This is a genomic window from Acidimicrobiales bacterium, assembly GCA_035547835.1.
GTDB lineage: Bacteria > Actinomycetota > Acidimicrobiia > Acidimicrobiales > Iamiaceae > DASZTW01.
On record DASZTW010000005.1, the window covers coordinates 383952 to 403978 of the forward strand.

Below are 20027 nucleotides of genomic sequence, written 5' to 3' on the forward strand. Positions count from 1 at the left end.
CGGATCCCTCGATGACTCGGTACCCTCGCGCCGTGCCCGAGCTGCCCGAGGTCGAGACCATCCGAGGCCAGCTCGAACCCATGGTGAGCGGCCGTCAGATCGTCGAGAGCTGGGCGTTCCCCAGTGGCAAGTTCACCGACGCCCGCACCGCCACCGGGGCGGCGATCGAGGGCATCCGGCGGCGCGGCAAGTACTTGTTGGGCGATCTCGACGACGGCCGGGAGCTCATCGTGCACCTCGGCATGACGGGACAGCTCCGGGTGGTCGAAGCGCACGACCCGATGGCGGGCGACGTCGACGCAGACTCCTTCACGCGTGCGTGGTGGCGCTTCGACGACGGCGACCGTCTGGTGTTTCGCGACGTACGCCGCTTCGGTCGGATCGCCGTGGTCGACGCGGGCCGCTACGACGGCCTTCCCACCCTCGCCGCGCTGGGGCCCGAGCCGTTCGACCCGTCGTTCACGGCCGCAGGCCTGCATGCCGCGCTGGCTCGGTCGTCGGTCCGGATCAAGACCCAGCTGCTCGGTCAGCGGGTGGTGGCCGGCGTCGGCAACATCTACGCCGACGAGGCGTTGTGGGCCGCGAAGATCAACCCGTCGGCCCGCACGTTGTCGCGCCCGCGCGCGGCGGCCCTGCACGCCGCCCTGATCGAAGCGTTGTCCGCGGGACTGCGCAACCGCGGCACCACCTTGCGCGACTACCGCGGCGCCGACGGCGAGGCCGGCAGCAACCAGCACGCCCTCAACTGCTACGGGCGCGCCGGCAAGCCATGCCGACGTTGCGGCGCGCCGTTACGGCGCAAGGTGGTCGACGCGCGCGGCACCACCTGGTGCCCCACTTGCCAACGTTGACCACGCGGTAACGTCGCCCGCCACGCCATCAACCACGCGCCGCGCGAGGAGTTGTCGGTGCCACACGACCCCGAACCGTGGGTGGGCGAGCCCACGCAGGCACTACCCCGTCCCACGACCCCCACGACACAACCGGCCGACACCACGACGGTCGCGCCCAGCGGCCCACGGGCTTACGTACCAGCGCCGCCCCCCGGCGGTGGAGGCGACGACGACGGCTCGGGTGGTGGTGGCGGTGACTGGGGCGACGACGACCAGGGTGGGCCGCAGCGCGACCCGGTCGACCGGGCCCTGATCATCGCGGGTCTCGTCGTGTTGGCGATCATCGTCGGGGTCGCCGCGTTCGTGATCGGGCGGAGCTCTGGCGGCGGCTCCAAGCCGGAGCGCACGACCTCCACTTCAGAAGCCACCACCACGACCGCGGCCACCAGCACGACGCGCCGCGCCACGACCGTGCCTTCTCAGGAGACGACCTCGCCGCCGACGACACAGCCGCCCTCGACCACCACCACGGTGCCCGCCACGACGGTGCCACCCCCCAGCACCACCACCGCACCGTCGACCACGGTCGCGTCGAACCCCACGCTGAGCATCCCCGGCATCGGCCACTGATCCGCGCCGACGGCGGCACTCAGTACGGAGCGACCGGCTCCAAGATGCGGCGCGGCGCCCCGACCAGCATCTGATCGATCTGCGCGTCGGTGACGCCCCGCTCGCGCAACGCCGGAAGCACATCGTCGTGGATGTGGCGGAAGTTCCAGTTCGGCATCATCATCTTGCGCGCTTCGGTGAGGTCGGGATCGAACCAGTCGATGAAGCACGACGCGTCGTGGGCCAGCACCATGCGGTCCGCGTAACCCCGCTCGCAGAGCTTGGCCACGGTGTCGACGCGCTGCTCGAACGGCAAGATCACGTCGGCGCCGAAGCGGTCCATGCCGATCGTCGAGCCGGCGTCCATGAGCTTCATGAGGTAGTCGAGGTCGGCGGTGTCGCCGCTGTGGCCGATCACGACGTTGCGCAGGTCGACGCCCTCCTCGAGGAAGATCCGCTGCTGATCGAGGCCGCGCTCGGTGCCCGCGTGGGTGTGCGTGGTGATCGGCACGCCCGTGCGGCGGTGCGCCCCGGCGACCGCGCGCAGCACCCGCTCGATCGCGGGCGTCACCCCGTTCTCCTCGGTGGCGCACTTGATGATCCCCGCCTTGACGCCGGTCCCCGCGATGCCCTCGGTGATGTCCTTCACGAAGTAGTCGACGATCGGATCGTGGTCGCCGCCGGTCAGCGCGGCCGAGCGGAAGTGGAAGTAGAAGGGCATGTCGCCGTACGTGTAGATGCCGGTCGCGGCCACGATCTGCACGTCGACCTGCTCGGCGATCCGCTGGATGCGCGGGATGTAGCGACCCAGCCCGATGCAGGTCGGGTCGACGATGGTGTCGACGCCGATCTCGCGGAACACCCCGAGCTGCTCGATCGCGTCGGCGACGCGTGCTTCCTCATCCCAGTTGGGGTCGTTCTCGAGGAACTCGCTGTTGAGCACGAAGACGTGCTCGTGCATGAGCGTCACGCCGATCGTGGCGCTGTCGATGGGTCCCCGGACAGTCTGGATCTCGGTCATGTGCTGCACTCTGCCATGCCGCCTCGGGCCATGACGGGTGGTCCACATAACGGAGTACCTTCTCCGGTATGCGCCGTCACACGACCTTGCCGATCGCCGCGCTGGCCGTCGCCGCCTTGCTCGCGGTGGTGCCCGGCACCTCGTCGGCAGCCACCCGAGCGACGCCCGGATCCGCGAGCAGTGGACCAGTCACCGTGGCCGGCGACGACTTCACGACCCAGGCACCAGGCCTTGCGCCCGGCCAACTGGAGCTGACCACGATCTCCACGCGGCCCGCGCTGGTGTCCGGGCCCGAGGCGAGGACCGAGCTGCGCGGGGTCGACCCCACCGACCAGGTGACCGTCACCCGCGACGGCACCGACGTGACTGCGGCGTTCGTGCCGGTGCCCGGACGCGCCGGCGTGTTGCAAGGCCTCGTCGACGGACTGCACCTCGGCGACAACCTGCTCGAGGCCACGGCCACCGGGTCCCGCTACGGCACACGCACCGTGCGGCTCGTGATCACCGACCACTCCCTGCAAGGTCCGGTCATCTCGGGTCCGCACCAGTATCCGTTCGTCTGCCACACCGCGCAGTCGGGCCTCGGGCCGCCACAGAGCCGCGATTGCGTGGTCCCGACCCAGGTCCACTGGTTCGCAGCCGACGCGCTCGGCAACTTCACCCAGCTTGCCGACCCGTACGCGCCCTATCCCTCCGGGACGGCCACCACGAAGGTCGATGGTCGCACGGTGCCGCTGGTCGTGCGGGTGGAGTCGATCGTGATCAACCGCGGCATCGCCCGCCTCGCCGTGCTCGACGACCCGGCCAAGCGCGGGCCGCACGCGCCGTTCACCGCGTCGGAGTGGAACCACAAGCTGCTGTGGCACTTCGGCGAGTCGTGCGGCACGGGCTTCAATCAGGGCGCCAGCCACGAGACCGACGTCTTCGGCCAGCTCACCAGCATCAGCACCGAGAACTTGGCGGGACCGCTGATGGACCTGAGCAGCCGGCTACGCGACGGCTGGATGATCGGCCAGTCGTCGCTGACCACGTTCGGCGTCCACTGCAACCAGGTGCTGTCGGCCGAGACGCTGATGATGACCAAGGAGCACGTGGTCGACGAATACGGGCCCGTCCGGCACACGGTCGGTGCGGGCGCGTCGGGCGGCGCGATCCAGCAGTACACGATCGGCGACCAGTACCCCGGCCTGCTCGACGCGGGGACGCCGATCCTGTCGTTCCCCGACGTGTTGACCACGGCGATGACCGTCCACGACTGCGTCTTGTTCCAGCGCGTGTTCCGCAACGACCCGAACCGGTGGACGGCCACCAAGCAGATCGCCGTCACCGGACTGGCCACCCCGCAGGTCTGCAACGACTGGGTCGACCTGTTCGGCGACAACTTGAAGCCGGACAACTGCCCGGGTGAGATCCCCGACGCCGACCGCTACGACAAGGTGAAGAACCCCGATGGCGTGCGCTGCGACCTGCAAGACGATCTGGTGAACGTGGTGGGCCGCGACCCGACCACCGGGATGGCCAACCGGCCGGTCGACAACGAAGGCGTGCAGTACGGCCTCGTTGCGCTCCGCGACGGCGTCATCACGCCCGACGACTTCGTCACGTTGAACCAGCAGATGGGCGGCATCGACCTCGACGGCAACCACCAGGCCGCTCGCACCACCATGTCGCCGGCCGTCGCAGCCAACGCCTACCGCAACGGCTTCGTGACCGGCCACGGCGCCATCACCGAGATGCCGGTGATCGACCAGGCGGTCCCGGTGAGCGACGTCGTCCCCGCGCTCGACATCCACGACCAGATCCGGCCGTACGAGACACAAGCGCGGCTGGTCGCGAGGTCCGGGTCGCACGGATCCCAGGCCATCTGGAACGGGGTGCCGTATCCCGGCAACGCGATCGTGACGGCCGACCAATGGCTCGACCGACTCGACGCCGTGCTGCAGGCGAACCCCCTGCTCAGCCGGGCACAAGCCGTGGCCGAGTCGGCGCCAGCCGACGCCGTCAACCAGTGCCGGCTGGTGGTCGCGGGCGTCCCCGTCGCCTGCAACCAAGGGGTGCTGCGCCACTCCGGTCCCCGCCAGGCAGCCGGGGGGCCGTTCACCGAGGACGACATCTTGTGCCGGCGCCAACCGGTGACCGCGGCCACCGAGCCGGCCGCGCTGTCGCCCGCCCAGGTCGACGCGCTGCGCAAGCTGTTCCCCGACGGCGTGTGCGACTGGTCGAAGCCATCGGTGGGCTACACCCCGGCGGCGCTCACGTGGCAGCGCTACACCACACCCGGCAAGTCGGTGACGGTGCCGTACACCCTCGCCCGCTCGCAAGTGCCGGGGCCGGGCGGCGCCGCGCAGGGCGCCGAACGATCGAACCCCGACGCGGGGTCAACGCCGAGCCGCACACCATCGGGCACGCTGGCGTTCACCGGCGACGACACGGCCCACCGTTGGTGGCTCGGTGCGGTCCTGCTCGGCGCCGCCGCGCTGGTCGGGCTCAGCCGGAGATGGCTGGGTCGAGCCAAGGGAGCGGGTTGACCGGCTTGCCCAGCACCCGCACCTCGAAGTGGAGGTGCGGCCCCGTCGACTTGCCGGTGGACCCTACGTAACCGATCACCTCGCCGCGCTTCACCTCGTCGCCCGGGCGCACGATGATCGCCGACTGGTGGCCGTACAACGTGGCGAGCGCGTTGCCGTGATCGATGACCGTGCAGTTCCCATAACCCGATTCGGGCCCGGCGATCACGACGGTACCGTTCGCCGGTGCCCGGATGGGCGTGCCCGTGGGCTGTGGGAAGTCGACACCGGCGTGGAACGCGGTCCAACCGTGCACCGGATCGGTGCGGAAGCCGAACGGCGAACCCGGATGCATGACCGCCAACGGCCACGCGAACCACGGTCCGATCGGCGGCGGGAGCTGGCCGGCCTCCCGGGCGGCGAGCAGCGAACCGATGCTGCCGCCATTTGACTGCACGAGCGCGCCGAGATTGACCTGCTGGCGCAACGAGTCGATCTGGCCTTGCGAGCTCTGCAACGCGGTTTCGGTGCGGGTGCGCTCTTCGACGATCTGGTCGCGCTCGGTCGTGGCGCCTTGGAGTTGACGGCGAGTCGTGTCGCGCTCGCGAACGGCGCTCCGGTAAGCACGCGAAGCAGAGGTGTAGTGCTGTTGGGCGCTGTCGACCGTGACCTGCTCCAGCGCAGCTTCCCGGCTGAACTCGGAGGTGTCGCGCCCACGGAGCACGTCGGCCACCCGCTCGATGCCGCTCTGGCCACCGTCGACGTAGCGAGCCAACGCCAACGCCCGGACCTGGTCGGCTGCCGCGTCGCGCTGGCGGCCCAACTCGTCGACATGCCGGGCGGCGAGCTGCTCGCGCACGGTGCTGGCGGCGACCTGACGGTTCGCGGTGATGATCTCGCCGTCGAGTCGTTGCAACGCTGCTTGCAGGACTCCCGTGCTCTGCACGGCGTCGACCAGCGTGTTCGCCGCGTCGGCGGTGGCCGGATCGACGCCGTCGGGCAGGTCGGGCGCGCCGGACGCAGCCGAAAGGGTGGCGCTGCTCGGCGCGTTGGCGGTGGGCGACGCGGCGGTGGTGCTCGTGGACTTGGGCGTGGTGACCGTGCGTGGGGCGGATGTCGGGGGCGCGGTGGTGGGCGGCGCCGTGGTCGAGGTCGTGGTCGGAGGCGTCGAGGTGGTCGTGGTGCCTTCTGCGGCAGGCGGGGCGCTCTGCGCCCACGTGGCGGGCGTTGACGAACCGGCCACGGCGAGGCCGCCCGCCGCGACCGTCGCAGCGGCGACCGCCATGAACTTCCGCCGCCGCGTTCCAGACGTGCTGGCGCGCCCGCGACCCGACGAAAAGGGAGACATCATCACCAGAGGGGTCAGATCAGAACCGGACAAGCTTGCCATGCGCCCGGACCCGTGATCAGCCCAGCAGCTCCTTGGCGAGCAGCTCGTACGAGCGGCAGCGCGCCTCGTGATCGTGGGTGATCGTCACCACCATCAACTCGTCGACCTCCGCTTCAGCGGCGATCTGCGCGAGCCGCTCCACCACGACCCCGGGCCGGCCGTACACATAGCGGGGCCAGTCCGCCTGGCCGTCGGGCATCGGCTTGGGCTCCTGGCCGAGCTCGACGATGGCATCGTCGGGGCTCGGGATCGGTCCGCGGCGACCGTGGGTGATCCGATGGCGGAGCGCCCGCGACGACATCATCAGGCGTGCCGCTTCCTCGTCGGTGTCGGCCACCACCGCGCCGAGGGCGAGCATCGCCACGGGTTTGGGCCCTCCTCCGGCCCCGATGTCGTAGCGCTCGCGGTACGCGGCGAGGCAGGCGCGGGCCGGGTCGGGGTTGATGAACCCCGCGAAGCAGTACGGCAGCGCCAGTTGTGCCGCCGCGGCGGCGCTCCACGGGCTCGACCCGAGCAACCAGACCGCAGGCGCGGACTCCGTGGTGGGCGCCAGCTCGATGCGCGAGTACGGGTGGGTCGACGGGAAGCCGTCGCCCAGCCACGCGAGCAGTTCGACGAGCTGCGAAGCGAAGTCGTCGTGGACCGGCCCGTCGGTCCGGGTGCGCTGCAACGCGTGGCTGACCAGCGGCGTGGTGCCGGGCGCGCGGCCGATGCCGAGGTCGATGCGGCCGGGGTACAGCGCTTCGAGCACTTGGAACGCCTCGGCCACCTTGAACGGGCTGTAGTGGGGCAACATCACCCCGCCGCTACCCAGGCGGATGCGCTCGGTCTCGGCCGCCAGCCGCGCGATGAGCACTTCCGGAGCGGGCCCGGCCAACATCTCGCTGGCATGGTGCTCCGCCAGCCAGTAGCGGGTGTAGCCCCAGGCGTCGCACCGGCGGGCGAGGTCGATGCTGTTCGCCAACGCTCGCGCCGGGCTCGATCCTTCCGAGACGGGTGACTGGTCGACGACGGACAGACGCATGGCGCGAACGAGCCCGCGTCAGCGGACGATCGACTGCATCTCGGCAAGGACTTCGTCGTCGAGCCGGTCCAGCACGTCGAGCGCCTTCAGGTTCTCATGCACCTGCTCGACCCGCGAGGCGCCCGTGATCACCGTCGACACGTGCGGGTTGGCGGCGCACCATGCGATGGCGAGTTGCGACAGCGTGCAGTCGAGCCGGTCGGCGACCTTGGCGAGGTCCTGGACTCTGGCGTTGCGGACGGGGTCGGTCACCAGGTCGCGCAGCCACTCGTAGCCCGGCAACGCAGCCCGGCTGCCTTCGGGCACACCGTTGTTGTACTTGCCGGTGAGCAGGCCCGAGGCCAACGGGCTCCATGTGGTGAGACCGAGGCCGATCTCGTCGTACAAGCGGGCGTAGTCGCGCTCGACGCGGCGCCGCTCGAACAAGTTGTACTGCGGCTGTTCCATGAGCGGCTTGTGCAAGTGGTGGCGCTCGGCGATCTCCCACGCGCCGCGGATGTCCGCCGCGCTCCACTCCGAAGTGCCCCAGTAGAGGGTCTCGCCGCGCTCGACCATGTCGTGCATGGCCCACACCGTCTCCTCCAGCGGGGTGTCCGGATCGGGTCGGTGGCAGAACACCAAATCGACGTAGTCGAGGCCGAACCGTTCGAGCGACCCGGCGATGGCCTGACGCAAGTACTTGCGGTTCAAGGTGTTGCGCATGTTCGGCGCGTCGTTGAGCCCCCAGAACAGCTTCGTGGACACCACATAGGACCAACGCGGCCAGCCGAGCTGGCGGATCGCGTCGCCCATGATCCGCTCGGACTCGCCGCCGGCGTACGCCTCGGCATTGTCGAAGAAGTTCACGCCACCCTCGTAGGCCGCGCCGAGGCACTCGGCGGCCTTCCCGACGTCGAGCTGGGGGCCGAAGCTCACCCACGACCCGAACGACAGCACGCTCACTTGCAGACCGGAACGACCGAGACGGCGATATGGCATGTCCATGGCGGTGAGACTACGGGTGCGGGGACCGGTTCACGACGCCCGACGCGCCAGACTCGTCGCCGTGCCCGCGCCGCCACCGCTCACCGACCTACCTGTCGAGGACGTGGTGACCGACGTGCGCGCCGCGCTGGCCGATCCCGGGCTGGCCGTCCTCGAGGCGCCACCGGGCGCGGGCAAGACCACGATCATCCCGCTGCGCCTGCTCGACGAGCCCTGGTTGGCCGGGCAGCGGACCGTGGTGCTGGAGCCCCGCCGGGTGGCGGCGCGCGCCGCCGCCCGGCGCATGTCCACGCTCGTGGGCGACGAGCCGGGCGGCCTGGTCGGGTGGCGCACCCGGATCGACCGGTCCGTCAGCGACCGCACCCGCGTCGAGGTCGTCACCGAAGGGATCGTCACCCGCCGCCTGCAGCACGACCCGGCGCTCGCGGGCGTCGGGCTGCTCGTGTTCGACGAGTTCCACGAACGGAACTTGCAGGCTGACCTCGGGCTGGCGCTCGCGCTCGAAGCCCGCGCCACGGTGCGCCCGGACCTGCGGATCCTCGTCATGTCCGCGACCCTCGACGGCGGCCGGGTCGCGACGCTGCTCGGCGGATCCGGACCCGCCGCGCCCGTGATCGTGAGCGAAGGCCGCACCCACCCTGTCGAGATCCGCTGGCTGCCGCGCCACCGCAATGACCGCCTCGAAGACGCCATGGCAGCTGCCATCGGCACCGCCGTGCGTGAGCGCACCGACGGCGTCCTGGCGTTCCTGCCCGGGGCCGGGGAGATCCGCCGCGTGGCCGACCGTCTCTCGGGCTCCGAGCTCCCGCCCGGCATCGAGGTGCATCCTCTGTACGGCGCCCTGCCCGCCGTCGAACAGGACGCCGCGCTGGCGCCGCCGTCGCCCGGCATCCGCAAAGTCGTGCTGGCCACCGACCTCGCCGAGTCGAGCCTGACGGTCGAGGGCATCGGCGTCGTCATCGACAGCGGGCTGGCCCGCGCGCCCCGGTTCGATCCCCGCAGCGGCATGACCCGGCTCACGACCATCTCGATCTCCCGGGCATCCGCCGATCAGCGCGCCGGCCGAGCCGGGCGCACCGGACCCGGCATCGCGTGGCGCTTGTGGTCCAAGGTCGAGCACGCCGCGCGCCGTCCCCACCGCGATCCCGAGATCGCCCAAGTCGACTTGGCCGGCCTCGCCCTCGAGCTGGCGGCATGGGGTACGCCCGTGGAGCAACTCGGGTTCTTGGATCCGCCGCCGGCCCGGGCCTTGACCGAAGCGCGCAACCTGCTGCGGGAGCTCGACGCCCTCGACCCCGACGGGAAGGTCACCGCGGCCGGCAAAGCGATGGCCGACCTGCCGCTCCACCCACGGCTGGCCCACATGGTGCAGGCGGCAGCGCCCGACGACCGCTGGCTGGCTTGCGTGCTGGCGTCGCTGCTCGACGACCGAGACGTGCTGCGCGGCCGCGTCGACGAGCTCCCCGCCGACCTCGAGCTCCGCGTCGCCCTGCTCGACGATCCGAGCCGCTCACATCCCGCGCTCGACGGACGCAGCGTGCGGGCGGCGCGCGACCGCGCCCACGATGTCGCTCGCCGGCTCGGCGTGATCCCCCACCCACTCCACGATCCCCTCGGCCGGACCGGCCGGGTACTGGCGCTCGCGTACCCCGACCGCGTCGCACAACGGCGAGGCAGCCCGGGCCGCTTCCGCCTCCGCAGCGGGCCAGGTGCCTGGGTACCGCCCACCGACCCGTTGGCCGCCCACGAGCTCGTGGTGGCCGCCGACCTCGACGGCAAGCGCAGGGACGCGCGCATCCGTCTCGGTGCCGCGCTCGACCCCGGCGACCTCGATGGCCTGTTCGGCGACCAGATCGAGACCCGCGAGGTGCTCACCTGGGACCGGGACCGCGACGATCTGGTGGTGCGGACGGATCGCCGCCTCGGCTCCCTCCAGCTTGCCGCCACCGAACGCAAGCCGACGCCTGGGCCGACGACCGTCGAGGCGCTCGTGGGGCGGGTGCGCGCCACGCGCCTCGCAGCGCTCCATTGGACCGACGACGCCCGCAGCGTGCAACAACGCGTCGCGTTCCTGCGCCGCACCTTCGACACCGACTGGCCCGACCTCGACGACCGGGAGCTGCTGCGCCGCCTCGACGACTGGTTGGCGCCGTTCCTCCAGCACGCCACGGGCCGCCGCGACCTCGATGTGCTCGACATCGGGCTCGCGTTGCGCACGTTGCTGCCGTTCGACCAGCAGCTCCAGCTCGACGATCTCGCCCCCACCCGTCTCACCCTGCCCAACGGCCGCACCGCCACGATCGATTACGCGGGTGAACGGCCCATGGCGTCGGCCCGGGTGCAGGCGTTCTTCGGCTCGGGTGACCAGCCGACCGTGGCAGGTGGCCGGGTCCCCGTGGTGCTGCAGCTGCTGTCGCCGGCCGACCGACCGATCCAGACCACCAGCGATCTCGCCGGGTTCTGGTCCGGCTCGTGGGCCGAGGTCCGCAAAGACATGGCGGGCCGCTACCCCAAGCACGACTGGCCTGAGCACCCAGGCCCCTGAGGCGGCGGGACGCGGAGCGTCAGCCCTCCGGGTCGACCAACCCGCGCAACCCGTCCGCGCCGAACACAGGCTCCAGCGCCGCCCGCAGATCGGGGCCACGGCGGACGGTGTGGCCGCCGTCGACGGCGATGTTCTGACCGGTCACCCACTCGGACTCGGTCCCGAGCAGGAACAGCGCCGCAGCCGCGATGTCGGCGGGCTTGCCGACCCGCGACACCGGCATGCACTCCAGGTAGTCCTCGAGCACGGGCCCGCCGACCGTGATGAACGACACCAGATCGGTGTCGACCAGGCCGGGCTGGATGGAGTTCACCCGCACGCCGCTCGCACCCAGCTCGTCGGCAGCCGCGCGACACAAGTGGTCGATGCCGGCCTTGGCCGGGCCGTACGCGCCGAACCAGCGGTGCGTCAACGGCGACGCGATCGACGAGATGCCGACGAACGACCCGCTGCCTTGGCGAGCCATCTGGCGCCCGGCGTGCTTCAACGTGAGGAACGTGCCCGTGACGTTCAAGTCGAGCGTGCGACGGAAGGCCTCCACGTCGATCTGCGTGATCGGACCGATCGTCTCAGACCCCCCGGCCGACGCGACCACACCGTCGAGCCGGCCCGTCGCCGCGGTGGCGGCCGCCACCGCGGCGACCACCGAAGCTTCATCGGTGACGTCCACGACCACGTGCCGTGCGCCGATGCGCTCCCCCGCTTCGACCAGCCTCGACTCGGTGCGACCGCCGATGGTGACCGTCGCTCCGGCGGCGACCAGCGCTTCGGCACAGCCCAAGCCGATCCCGCTGCCGCCGCCCGTGACCAACACGTTGAGTCCGTTCACTCCCATGGGTCGTGCACGGTAGCTCGATCATCACCGGCACCCCACCGCTCGGGCTGGTTGACTCGGGCCATGTCAGACGCAGCTGTCACGCCTGATCCGCGGCGCTGGTGGATCCTGGCCGTGCTGTGCGTGAGCCTGCTGATCGTCGGCATCGACGGCACGATCGTCAACGTCGCGCTGCCGTCGTTCGTCCGCGAGCTCGGCGCCGGGTCGAGCGCGCTGCAATGGATCGTCGACGCGTACACGCTCGTCTTCGCCAGCTTCCTGCTCCTTGCAGGCAGCCTCGGCGACCGCTTCGGTCGCAAGACGGCGCTCACGGCGGGCCTTGTCTTGTTCGCGGCGGGCTCGCTCGCGTCGGCCTGGGCGGGCACGCCAGGCGTCTTGATCACCACCCGTGCGCTGCAAGGTTTCGGCGCCGCGTTCATCATGCCGTCGACCTTGTCGATCCTGACGAACTCGTTCGACGCGCAAGAGCGCGGGCGGGCGATCGGGATCTGGGCCGGGGTATCGGGCCTCGGCGTGGCGATCGGCCCGATCACCGGCGGCTGGCTGTTGGGCCACTTCTGGTGGGGCTCCGTCTTCATGGTGAACATCCCGGTCATCGCCATTGCCTTGGTGGCCGGAGCGCTCCTCGTCCCGAACTCCCGAGACCCCGACGCGCCACCGATCGACTACGCGGGCGCGCTGTTGTCGGTCCTGATGCTGCTCGCGCTGCTGTTCGGGATCATCGAAGGACCGAGCAAGGGCTGGACGGCACCGTCGATCGTGGCGGCCTTCGCAGCAGGAGCCGTGCTGCTGGCCGTGTTCGCCTGGTGGGAGCAGCACGTCGAGCACCCGCTGCTCGACGTGTCGTTCTTCGCGGACGCCAGGTTCTCGGCCGCGTCGATCGCCGTCACCTTGGTCTTCTTCGCCATGTTCGGGTCGATGTTCTTCCTCACCCAGTACTTGCAGTTCGTGCTCTCGTACGACGCGCTGCAGTCCGGCATCCGGCTGTTGCCGATCGCCGGCGCGCTCATGGTCGCCGCGCCGCTGAGCTCGCGGCTGGTCGCCCTCGCCGGCACCAAGATCGTGGTGACGTTCGGCCTGCTGCTCGTGGCAGCCGCCATGGCGATCATGTCGCTGGCCACGACATCGAGCGGGTTCGGCCTCGTCGCCATCGTCTTGGTGGTGATCGGCCTCGGCATGGGGTTCGCGATGGCCCCCGCCACCGACTCGATCATGGGCTCGCTGCCACCCGAGAAGGCCGGCGTCGGCAGCGCCGTCAACGACACCACACGCGAAGTCGGCGGCGCGCTCGGCGTGGCGATCCTGGGCTCCATCACGGCCGGCGTGTACCGCCACAAGGTCACGGAGTCACCGATCTTCGCCGTGGCGCAAAAGCAGTCGCCGGCGGGCGCGGCGGCCATCAAGGACTCGGTCGGCGCGGCAGCCGAAGTGGCCAAGCACCTCCCGGCCAGCGCTGCCAGAGTGCTCACGGACGCCACCAACGCGGCTTTCGTGCACGCGCTCGACCGCACCGTGCTGGTGGGAGCCGGCGTCGCGGTGCTCGGGGCGATCGTGGCGGCGGTGTTCCTTCCCGCTCGTCCGGCCATCGAAGCGACCGGCGAGGAAGCGTACGGCGAGCTGATCGCCCAGACCGCCCGCCACTTGCACGCCGACCCTCGACGACGGCGCGACGTGCTCGGCGCCGTGCTCCAAGCCCTCACCGAAGCGGGGTTCTCGAGCCTCACGTTCCATGGTGTGGCCACTCGAGCCGGCATCAGCACCGAGTCGATCGACCGCTACTGGGGATCGAAGGTCGACCTGGTGGTCGACGCGCTCACCTCGATCGTGGCCGACCGATCCGTCCCCGACACCGGCACGTTCCGCGGCGACTGCACGCAGTACCTGCGCGAGCTCGCGGCCGGCCTCACCGATCCGCGCCTCGCTCCCGCCATCGCCGGGCTCATCGGCGAAGCGTCCCGCGACCCGGAGCTCGCGCACGAGTTGCGGGAGCGGCTGGTCGGACCTCGCCGGCGCGACATCATGACGATGATCGACCGCGCCGACGCGCGCGGCGAGATCATCACCCCCGTCGACCGCACCGTGTTCGCCGACATGTTGTTGGCGCCGCTCGTCTACCGCAGCATCATCGCCGGAGAACCCCTCGGCACGGTGGTGGCCGACGACATCATCGACGTCGCGCTGTCGGGCACCGTCCGCACCACCCCATCCAGCCCCTGACCCCACCCCACCTCCGCGGCTCCCTGTTCGTTCTGGACGCCTGACCGTCCCCCATGAGGCACGCAGAAGCACGCTGGGGTGCCCAGAACGTGGGTCGAGGGCCAGACTGCGGGGATGGAGCGCATCGACTACGACGAGTTCGGCTTGTTCCACGAGAACGCCGAGGAGTTCGGCCTGCCCTACGACGGGCCGCCGACGGTGGCCCGGACCGCCGTCGAGGTCGAGTCCGGCCGCGAGGTGAGCGCGCTGGTCTGGGGCGACGGCCCGCCGGAGCTCGTGCTGCTGCACGGCGGCGCCCAGAACGCCCACACCTGGGACACCGTGGCGATGGCGCTCGACCGCCCACTGCTCGCGGTCGACCTCCCCGGACACGGCCACTCCGACGCGGGGCGCGAAGGCAGCCTCGACGTCACCACGCTGGCGGCCGACGTGGCGACCACGATCGGCGAGCTCGCCCCGCAAGCCGCCGCGGTCGTGGGGATGTCGCTCGGCGGCATGACCGCCGTCGCGCTCACGGGAGCCGCACCCGAGCTGGTGCGTCGCCTGGTCCTCGTCGACATCACCCCGGGAGTGAACGAGCACAAGGCCGGGGCCATCACTGCGTTCGTCGACGGCCCCGAGTCGTTCGAGCGGTTCGACGACCTGCTGGCCCGCACGATCGAGCACAACCCGACGCGGTCCGAGTCCTCGCTGCGGCGTGGGATCCTCCACAACGCCGTGCAGCGCCCCGACGGCACGTGGGTGTGGCGCTACCGGCGCTTCACCGAGCGCAACCCGCGTGGAGCGCCCGACTTCGGTGCGCTGTGGGACATCATCGGCGACTCCGACACGCCGCTCCTGCTGGTGCGGGGAATGCGGCCGCAGTCCGTCGTCGACGACGCCGACGAAGCCGAGCTCGTCCGGCGCCGGCCCGACGCCACCGTCGTCCACGTGGAGAACGCAGGCCACAGCGTCCAAGGCGACGCGCCGGTCGAGCTGGCACGGATCCTCGACGAGTTCATCCCCCGACCGTGATGCACCAACGCCGCGTGAGCCCCAGCCAACTCCGCCGCCTCGCCGAGGAGCTGGCCGAAGTCGGGTTCACGCTCGACGGCCGTGAGCCGTGGCACGCCCTGGCCCTCGAGGAGATCGACTACGCGCTCCGTCCCCGCGTGCACGAGCGGCGCGTGCCCAGCGTCGGCGCGCTGATCGAACCCACCATGGCGCACACCTCCTGGGAGGAGTCGACCAACCTGCAGATCGACCGGCGGCCGGTCGGCGACCGCTCGATCGACTCCGCTCGGCTGTACGCCGACGGCGCCTCGACCTGGTTGATCCGCCGACTCAACCACCGCGACGAGTGGGCGGTGTTCAACCGCCCAGCCGGCTCGGAGCGAGATCTCGTGGTGTTGGCCGAAGCGCTCGGCGCGGTGGTCGTGCAGCGGCACCGCTCGGGGCTGGTGCGGATCGTCGGCGCGTTCGGCGTCTTCCGTTGGGACGGGCTGCGCTGGCACCACGAACCGCTGGTGTCGTCGTGGATGGACGCGGTGGTCGACGAGTGCACCGGCGGCAGCGACCGCGCGGTCTTGGAGATGTTGTTGGAGTTCGCCGTCCACGATCTCGGGTCGCGCGGAACCGGCGCGATCTTGGTGTACCGGGCGCAGGACGACCTGCAGACCAACCGCGAGCCACGGATGATGCTGCCGCCCGAGCTCGACTTGCGCCGGCCCTTCGACCTGGCTCCCCTCCACCACGTGCTGTCACAGACCGACGGCGCCGCGCTGGTCGACGAGACCGGTGTCCTGCGCGAGATCGGCGTCCGCCTGGTGCCGAGCCCCGAAGCAGAACAAGGCGTCGAGGGCTTCCGCGGGATGCGCCACACGGCAGGGCGGCGCTACAGCTTCGACGACCCGACCGCCACCGTCATCGTTGTGAGCGAGGACGGCCCGGTCACCGTGCTGCGCGGCGGCAGGATCCTCGGAGCGTCCGCCCCCGTCCCCGATGAGGACGACGACCCGATCGTCGACGACGAGCCACTGCCACCGCCCGCTGCGGGGTGACGCCGTCGGCGGGAGTCAGCCGTGGCGCGCCCGGAAGCCCTCCGCCCCAGCGACGACCACTTGGTGCGCAGCCCGCGCCAGGCGAGCACCCCACACCGAGCGCGGCCCGCCATACGGCTCGGTGCCACCGGGCAGGCAGCTCACGACGACGGCGTCCGACGCGGTGCCGGTTCCTGGGATGCCGACTTCGGCGAGCGCTTGCGACTTGGCCTCGGTCACGGTCATGACGGCGTTCACCATGGCCGCGGGCGACAAGGGCGCGGGCACGTAGGCCACCAGGTTGATCGTGCCGGGCAACCACGGCGACCACGTCCCGTCCGGGCCGGCCGCCCACGTCGGCACGCTCACCCCCACCGTCCCCACGCACTCCGCACCTTCGTCGCGGGCCGTGACGTACTGGGTGACCTCTGCCGCCGTGAGCAGTCCAACCCCCTCGCCCTCCGGCAACCCCAACTCGGCAGCGATGGCTCCGACGTGGCGCGCGGGATCGGGCTCGTCGTAGTCGAGCGGCACTTGCGCGTTGACGATCCAGCGGCGCACGCCGAGCCCGCCGCCCAACAAGCCCGAGGTCACCGCCACCGTGCCCGCGGGGAGCCGCCACACCAGCGCTGGTCGAGCGCGACCGTCCGGGCCGGCATACGACACGACCTCGGTGACCAACTCGCTCAACGGTCGACGTCCGTCAATAGTCGATGCCTTTCTTCGCGATGACGCCCCGGTCGTACGCGTGCTTGACGTTGCGCATCTCGGTGACGGTGTCGGCGAGATCGATCAGCTCCGCCGGTGCGTCGCGGCCTGTGCACACGATGTTGACGTGCTCGGGCCGCGCTGCGATCGCCCGGAGCACGTCGTCCCGCCCGATCCATCCCCACGCGATCGGATACGTCACCTCGTCGAGCACGACGAGGTGGTGGTCGCCGGCCGCGATCAACTCGGCCGCCCTCCTCCACGCCTCCGCGGCGACCGCCTGGTCCTCGCTGAGGTCTTCGGAATCCCACGTGAAGCCCTCACCGATCGAGCACCACTCCACCCCGAGTTCCCGGCACACCTTCTCCTCGCCGACATGCCACTTACCGGACTTGAGGAACTGCACGACCACCACGTTCCAGCCGCGGGCCACCGCGCGCAGGGCGGTGCCGAAGGCCGCGGTCGACTTCCCTTTGCCGTCGCCGGTGTTGACCAGCACCAAGCTCGGGGCCCGGCGGCGCGGCGCGGGGTGATGGTGCTCGGTGGGCACGCCGTCGGCGTTGCGGGTCATGGTCGCTCCTCTCGGACCGGCAACACGATGGGCCGTCCACTGTCGTCGTCGATGATGCGCACGGTCGCGCCGTAGAAACGGCTGAGGTTCGCCTCGGTCAGGACCTCGGCCGGCGACCCGTCGACCACCACCGAACCCCGGTCGACCAGCACCAACCGCTCGGCGTACTGCCCCGCGAGCGTGAGGTCGTGCATGGTGGTGATCACGGTCAGGTCGCGCTCGTGACGCAAGTCGTCGATCAACTCGAGCACTTGTTGCTGGTGGCCGACGTCGAGCGCCGTGGTCGGCTCGTCGAGCAGGACGATCGGTGACTCCTGGGCCAGCGCGCGGGCGAGCAGGACCCGTTGGCGCTCGCCGCCCGAGAGCGTCGTGACGACGCGGTCGGTCAGGTCCGCGAGGTCGAGCAGCTTGAGTGCGTCGCGGACCTGCACGAGGTCGTGTACGCCTTCCACACCCAAGGGGCGGATGTGGGGCGTGCGACCGAGCAGCACGTAGTCGATCACCCGGATCCCCTCAGGGATCAACGGCACCTGCGGCACCATGGCCACCACCCGCGCCCGGTCGCGGCGCGACAGCGCGGCGGCGGGCCGGTCGTCGATCACGACCTCCCCGGCCGCGGCGGCCAGACCGGCGAGGACGCGCAACAGCGTGGTCTTGCCCGCCCCGTTGGGACCGACGATCGCCACCCACTCGCCGGTCGTCACCGACAAGTCGACGTCGTCGAGCAGCCGGCGATCGCCGGCAGTGACCGTGACGCCCCGACAACCGATCGCGACGGTCACAACATCCCCCGCGACCGCCGTAGCACCAGCACGAAGAACGGCGCACCGAAGAACGCGGTGACGACGCCGATCGGCACTTCGGCCGGCGACGCCACGGTCCGGGCCAACAAGTCGGTACTGCACAAGAACGCGGCGCCGAACAGGATCGACAGCGGCAGCAGCAACCGATGGCTCCCACCGACCAGCAACCGGATCGTGTGCGGCACGATGATGCCGACGAACCCGATCAGGCCCGACACCGACACCGCCGCGGCCGTGCCGAGCGACGCAGCAATCACCACGATGAGCCGCGCGCGCCGGGCGTTGACACCAAGCGTCGACGCTTCGTCGTCGCCGACCGCCAGCACGTCGAGCACCCGCCGGTAGGCCAGCAGCACCCCGCACGTGAGCACCGCATACGGCAGGAGCAGCCACACCTCGTGCCAGCCGGCGGTCGACAGTCGACCCAGGATCCAGCTGTAGACCTGCTGGATCGTGTCCTGGTTCTGCTGCTGCACGTACGTCTGCACGGCCGTCAGGAAGCTGGCCACGGCGACGCCGGCCAGGATCAGCGCGCCGGTAGAAGGCCGCCGACCCCGCGTCGCGCCCAGGCTGTACGTGAGCCCCACGGCCACCAGCGCGCCCACGAACGCCGCCAGCGGCGTCGACAGCGGCGTCGATCCACCGTGCGCCGAAGTCGCGATCACCACGGTCACCCCGAGCCCGGCGCCGGCCGCAGCACCGAGCAGATACGGGTCGGCGAGCGGGTTGCGGAACACGCCCTGGTAGCCGGCGCCGGACACCGCGAGCGTGGCGCCGACGAGCAGCCCGAGCACCACCCGAGGGAGGCGGATCTGCTCGACGATCGCCACTTGTTGGGCATCGAGGGTCGAGTGGAGCCCCACGAGATGCCGCAAGACCTCCACGGGCGACAGACCAGCCGGGCCGACGATCAGCCCGGCCAGGCCCGCCACCACCACGGCGATCACCCCCGCGACCAACCAAGCTGGCCGGAGCCGAACGGATTCCGCCGGCCTCGGGTCGCGGGAGAGCAACGCCACGACGAACTCCGATCAGGCCGCTGGGGCGGCGTTGGCCGCGTCGACGATCCGGTCGAGCAGGTCGACGATACGGGGTCCCCAGCGGCTGGCGATGTCGTCGTCCAGCGTGATGACCTGATGGTCGGTCACCGCCTTCATCGTGTCGAAACCGGGCCGCGCGCCGAAGGTCTTTTCGTCTTGGCCGCAGCACTTCGAGTCGGCCAGGAACACGAGATCGGGGTTGGCCTTCACCAGGAACTCCGCCGACAACTGGGGGTAGCCGCCGCTCTTGCCATCGGCGTCGGCCGGGTCCGCGACGTTGTCGAGCTTCGCCATCGTGAACAGCGAGCCGACGAAGGTCTTCGACGTCACGGTGTACAGCGTGTTGTCGAGCTCGTAGTAGTACGTCAATGGTTTCGTGCGCGGCTCGAGCCGGGCCACGGCCTTGGCGAGGCCGGACTTGATCCGGGTCACCAGCGCCGCCGCCGCCTTCGGCCGACCGGTCACGTCGCCGAGCTCGGCGATCTGGTGGTACGTGTCGTCGACCGTCACCGCCGCCGGCAGCTGCAGCACGCGGATCTCGAGCTTCTGCAGCCCTGCCTTCAGACCCTTGGTGTCGGTGGCGAACACGACGAGGTCAGGGTGGTACTTGGCGATGGCCTCGACGTTGGGCTCGTACGCCGAGAGCTTGGTCTTCGGTGCGCGGGCCGGGTAGTCGGACTGGCTGTCGACGGCCACTACGCGGTGGTCGGCGCCGAGGGCGAACAACATCTCGGTAGCCGTCGACGACAACGACACGATGCGGTGCGCCGTCGGGCCGGAGGCTGGTGACGAGGTCGACGGTGAAGCCGACTTCGTCGGCGAGGAGCTGCCGCAGCCAACGAGCCCGGCGAGCAGGAGTGACACGGCGAGCACGCCGAGCAAGGACTTCTTCACAGTTGGTCTCCCTTCGGTCGAGGGTGGG

Annotated in this window: 17 protein-coding genes; 7 read left to right on the plus strand and 10 right to left on the minus strand. The window is 70.9% G+C overall.

What is annotated here, in order from left to right; all coding sequences use genetic code 11:
* Nucleotides 1-32: 32 nt before the first annotated feature.
* Nucleotides 33-851: a bifunctional DNA-formamidopyrimidine glycosylase/DNA-(apurinic or apyrimidinic site) lyase gene (mutM, locus tag VHA73_04165; GenBank protein HVX17206.1), complete on the plus strand. Its 819-nt coding sequence runs from the start codon at nt 33-35 to the stop codon at nt 849-851.
* Between the two features lie 57 nt (nt 852-908).
* Nucleotides 909-1463, plus strand: coding sequence for a hypothetical protein (locus VHA73_04170; GenBank protein ID HVX17207.1), 555 nt, complete (start codon nt 909-911; stop codon nt 1461-1463).
* Between the two features lie 19 nt (nt 1464-1482).
* On the opposite strand, the gene VHA73_04175 is transcribed toward VHA73_04170, so the two are convergent.
* Nucleotides 1483-2463: a hypothetical protein gene (locus tag VHA73_04175; protein HVX17208.1), complete on the minus strand. Its 981-nt coding sequence runs from the start codon at nt 2461-2463 to the stop codon at nt 1483-1485.
* Between the two features lie 68 nt (nt 2464-2531).
* Between VHA73_04175 and VHA73_04180 the strand changes: the two genes are divergently transcribed.
* Entirely contained in the window at nt 2532-4991 is a 2460-nt protein-coding gene (locus VHA73_04180) for a DUF6351 family protein (protein HVX17209.1), read from the plus strand.
* Here the strand turns inward: VHA73_04180 and VHA73_04185 are convergent.
* From VHA73_04185 to VHA73_04195, 3 genes are all read right to left on the minus strand, one after another.
* Nucleotides 4951-6255, minus strand: a complete 1305-nt coding sequence (locus VHA73_04185) for a peptidoglycan DD-metalloendopeptidase family protein (protein HVX17210.1) — start codon at nt 6253-6255, stop codon at nt 4951-4953. The two genes, VHA73_04180 and VHA73_04185, sit on opposite strands and share 41 nt — an antisense overlap.
* Nucleotides 6256-6376: 121 nt before the next feature.
* Nucleotides 6377-7384 carry an LLM class flavin-dependent oxidoreductase gene (locus VHA73_04190; GenBank protein ID HVX17211.1) on the minus strand — a complete coding sequence of 336 codons (1008 nt, stop codon included), beginning with the start codon at nt 7382-7384 and terminating at the stop codon, nt 6377-6379.
* An 18-nt stretch (nt 7385-7402) separates the two neighbouring features.
* A complete protein-coding gene (locus tag VHA73_04195) occupies nt 7403-8368 on the minus strand; it encodes an aldo/keto reductase (GenBank protein HVX17212.1) in 966 nt (321 codons plus the stop codon).
* Nucleotides 8369-8429: 61 nt separating this feature from the next.
* Between VHA73_04195 and hrpB the strand changes: the two genes are divergently transcribed.
* A complete protein-coding gene (gene hrpB, locus VHA73_04200; GenBank protein HVX17213.1) occupies nt 8430-10913 on the plus strand; it encodes an ATP-dependent helicase HrpB in 2484 nt (827 codons plus the stop codon).
* A 19-nt stretch (nt 10914-10932) separates the two neighbouring features.
* Here hrpB and VHA73_04205 read toward each other — a convergent pair whose 3' ends face one another.
* Nucleotides 10933-11748 carry an SDR family oxidoreductase gene (locus VHA73_04205; GenBank protein HVX17214.1) on the minus strand — a complete coding sequence of 272 codons (816 nt, stop codon included), beginning with the start codon at nt 11746-11748 and terminating at the stop codon, nt 10933-10935.
* 63 nt (nt 11749-11811) lie between these two features.
* Between VHA73_04205 and VHA73_04210 the strand changes: the two genes are divergently transcribed.
* The 3 genes from VHA73_04210 to VHA73_04220 all read left to right on the plus strand — a co-directional run bounded on the left by VHA73_04210 (nt 11812) and on the right by VHA73_04220 (nt 16004).
* Nucleotides 11812-13965 carry a DHA2 family efflux MFS transporter permease subunit gene (locus VHA73_04210; GenBank protein ID HVX17215.1) on the plus strand — a complete coding sequence of 718 codons (2154 nt, stop codon included), beginning with the start codon at nt 11812-11814 and terminating at the stop codon, nt 13963-13965.
* 114 nt (nt 13966-14079) lie between these two features.
* Entirely contained in the window at nt 14080-14979 is a 900-nt protein-coding gene (locus tag VHA73_04215; GenBank protein ID HVX17216.1) for an alpha/beta hydrolase, read from the plus strand.
* A gap of 14 nt (nt 14980-14993) precedes the next feature.
* Nucleotides 14994-16004 carry a diadenylate cyclase gene (locus VHA73_04220; GenBank protein HVX17217.1) on the plus strand — a complete coding sequence of 337 codons (1011 nt, stop codon included), beginning with the start codon at nt 14994-14996 and terminating at the stop codon, nt 16002-16004.
* A gap of 15 nt (nt 16005-16019) precedes the next feature.
* Here the strand turns inward: VHA73_04220 and VHA73_04225 are convergent, their stop codons facing one another.
* The 5 genes from VHA73_04225 to VHA73_04245 all read right to left on the minus strand — a co-directional run bounded on the left by VHA73_04225 (nt 16020) and on the right by VHA73_04245 (nt 19999).
* A complete protein-coding gene (locus tag VHA73_04225) occupies nt 16020-16673 on the minus strand; it encodes an adenosylcobinamide amidohydrolase (GenBank protein ID HVX17218.1) in 654 nt (217 codons plus the stop codon).
* 13 nt (nt 16674-16686) lie between these two features.
* Complete coding sequence (gene cobO / locus VHA73_04230) at nt 16687-17262, minus strand: cob(I)yrinic acid a,c-diamide adenosyltransferase (GenBank protein HVX17219.1); 576 nt, start codon at nt 17260-17262, stop codon at nt 16687-16689.
* The gene (locus VHA73_04235) at nt 17259-18044 is read right to left on the minus strand and encodes an ABC transporter ATP-binding protein (GenBank protein HVX17220.1); all 786 of its coding nucleotides are present in this window, start codon (nt 18042-18044) and stop codon (nt 17259-17261) included. Before VHA73_04235 ends, cobO begins: the two co-directional genes overlap by 4 nt.
* Nucleotides 18041-19012 (minus strand): iron ABC transporter permease, encoded by a 972-nt coding sequence (locus VHA73_04240; GenBank protein HVX17221.1) that lies wholly within the window; start codon nt 19010-19012, stop codon nt 18041-18043. The genes VHA73_04235 and VHA73_04240 overlap by 4 nt, the downstream gene beginning before the upstream one ends.
* Before the next feature lie 84 nt (nt 19013-19096).
* On the minus strand, nt 19097-19999 hold the full coding sequence (locus tag VHA73_04245; GenBank protein HVX17222.1) for an ABC transporter substrate-binding protein: 903 nt from the start codon (nt 19997-19999) through the stop codon (nt 19097-19099).
* Between the last annotated feature and the right edge of the window lie 28 nt (nt 20000-20027).

Bases quoted from the DNA above. Each gene is read 5' to 3' on its own strand.
- VHA73_04175 (HVX17208.1), bottom strand. From the start codon at position 2,463: ATGACCGAGATCCAGACTGTCCGGGGACCCATCGACAGCGCCACGATC.
- VHA73_04180 (HVX17209.1), top strand. From the start codon at position 2,532: ATGCGCCGTCACACGACCTTGCCGATCGCCGCGCTGGCCGTCGCCGCC.
- VHA73_04185 (HVX17210.1), bottom strand. From the start codon at position 6,255: ATGGCGGTCGCCGCTGCGACGGTCGCGGCGGGCGGCCTCGCCGTGGCC.
- VHA73_04190 (HVX17211.1), bottom strand. From the start codon at position 7,384: ATGCGTCTGTCCGTCGTCGACCAGTCACCCGTCTCGGAAGGATCGAGC.
- VHA73_04195 (HVX17212.1), bottom strand. From the start codon at position 8,368: ATGGACATGCCATATCGCCGTCTCGGTCGTTCCGGTCTGCAAGTGAGC.
- VHA73_04205 (HVX17214.1), bottom strand. From the start codon at position 11,748: ATGGGAGTGAACGGACTCAACGTGTTGGTCACGGGCGGCGGCAGCGGG.
- VHA73_04210 (HVX17215.1), top strand. From the start codon at position 11,812: ATGTCAGACGCAGCTGTCACGCCTGATCCGCGGCGCTGGTGGATCCTG.
- VHA73_04215 (HVX17216.1), top strand. From the start codon at position 14,080: ATGGAGCGCATCGACTACGACGAGTTCGGCTTGTTCCACGAGAACGCC.
- cobO (HVX17219.1), bottom strand. From the start codon at position 17,262: ATGACCCGCAACGCCGACGGCGTGCCCACCGAGCACCATCACCCCGCG.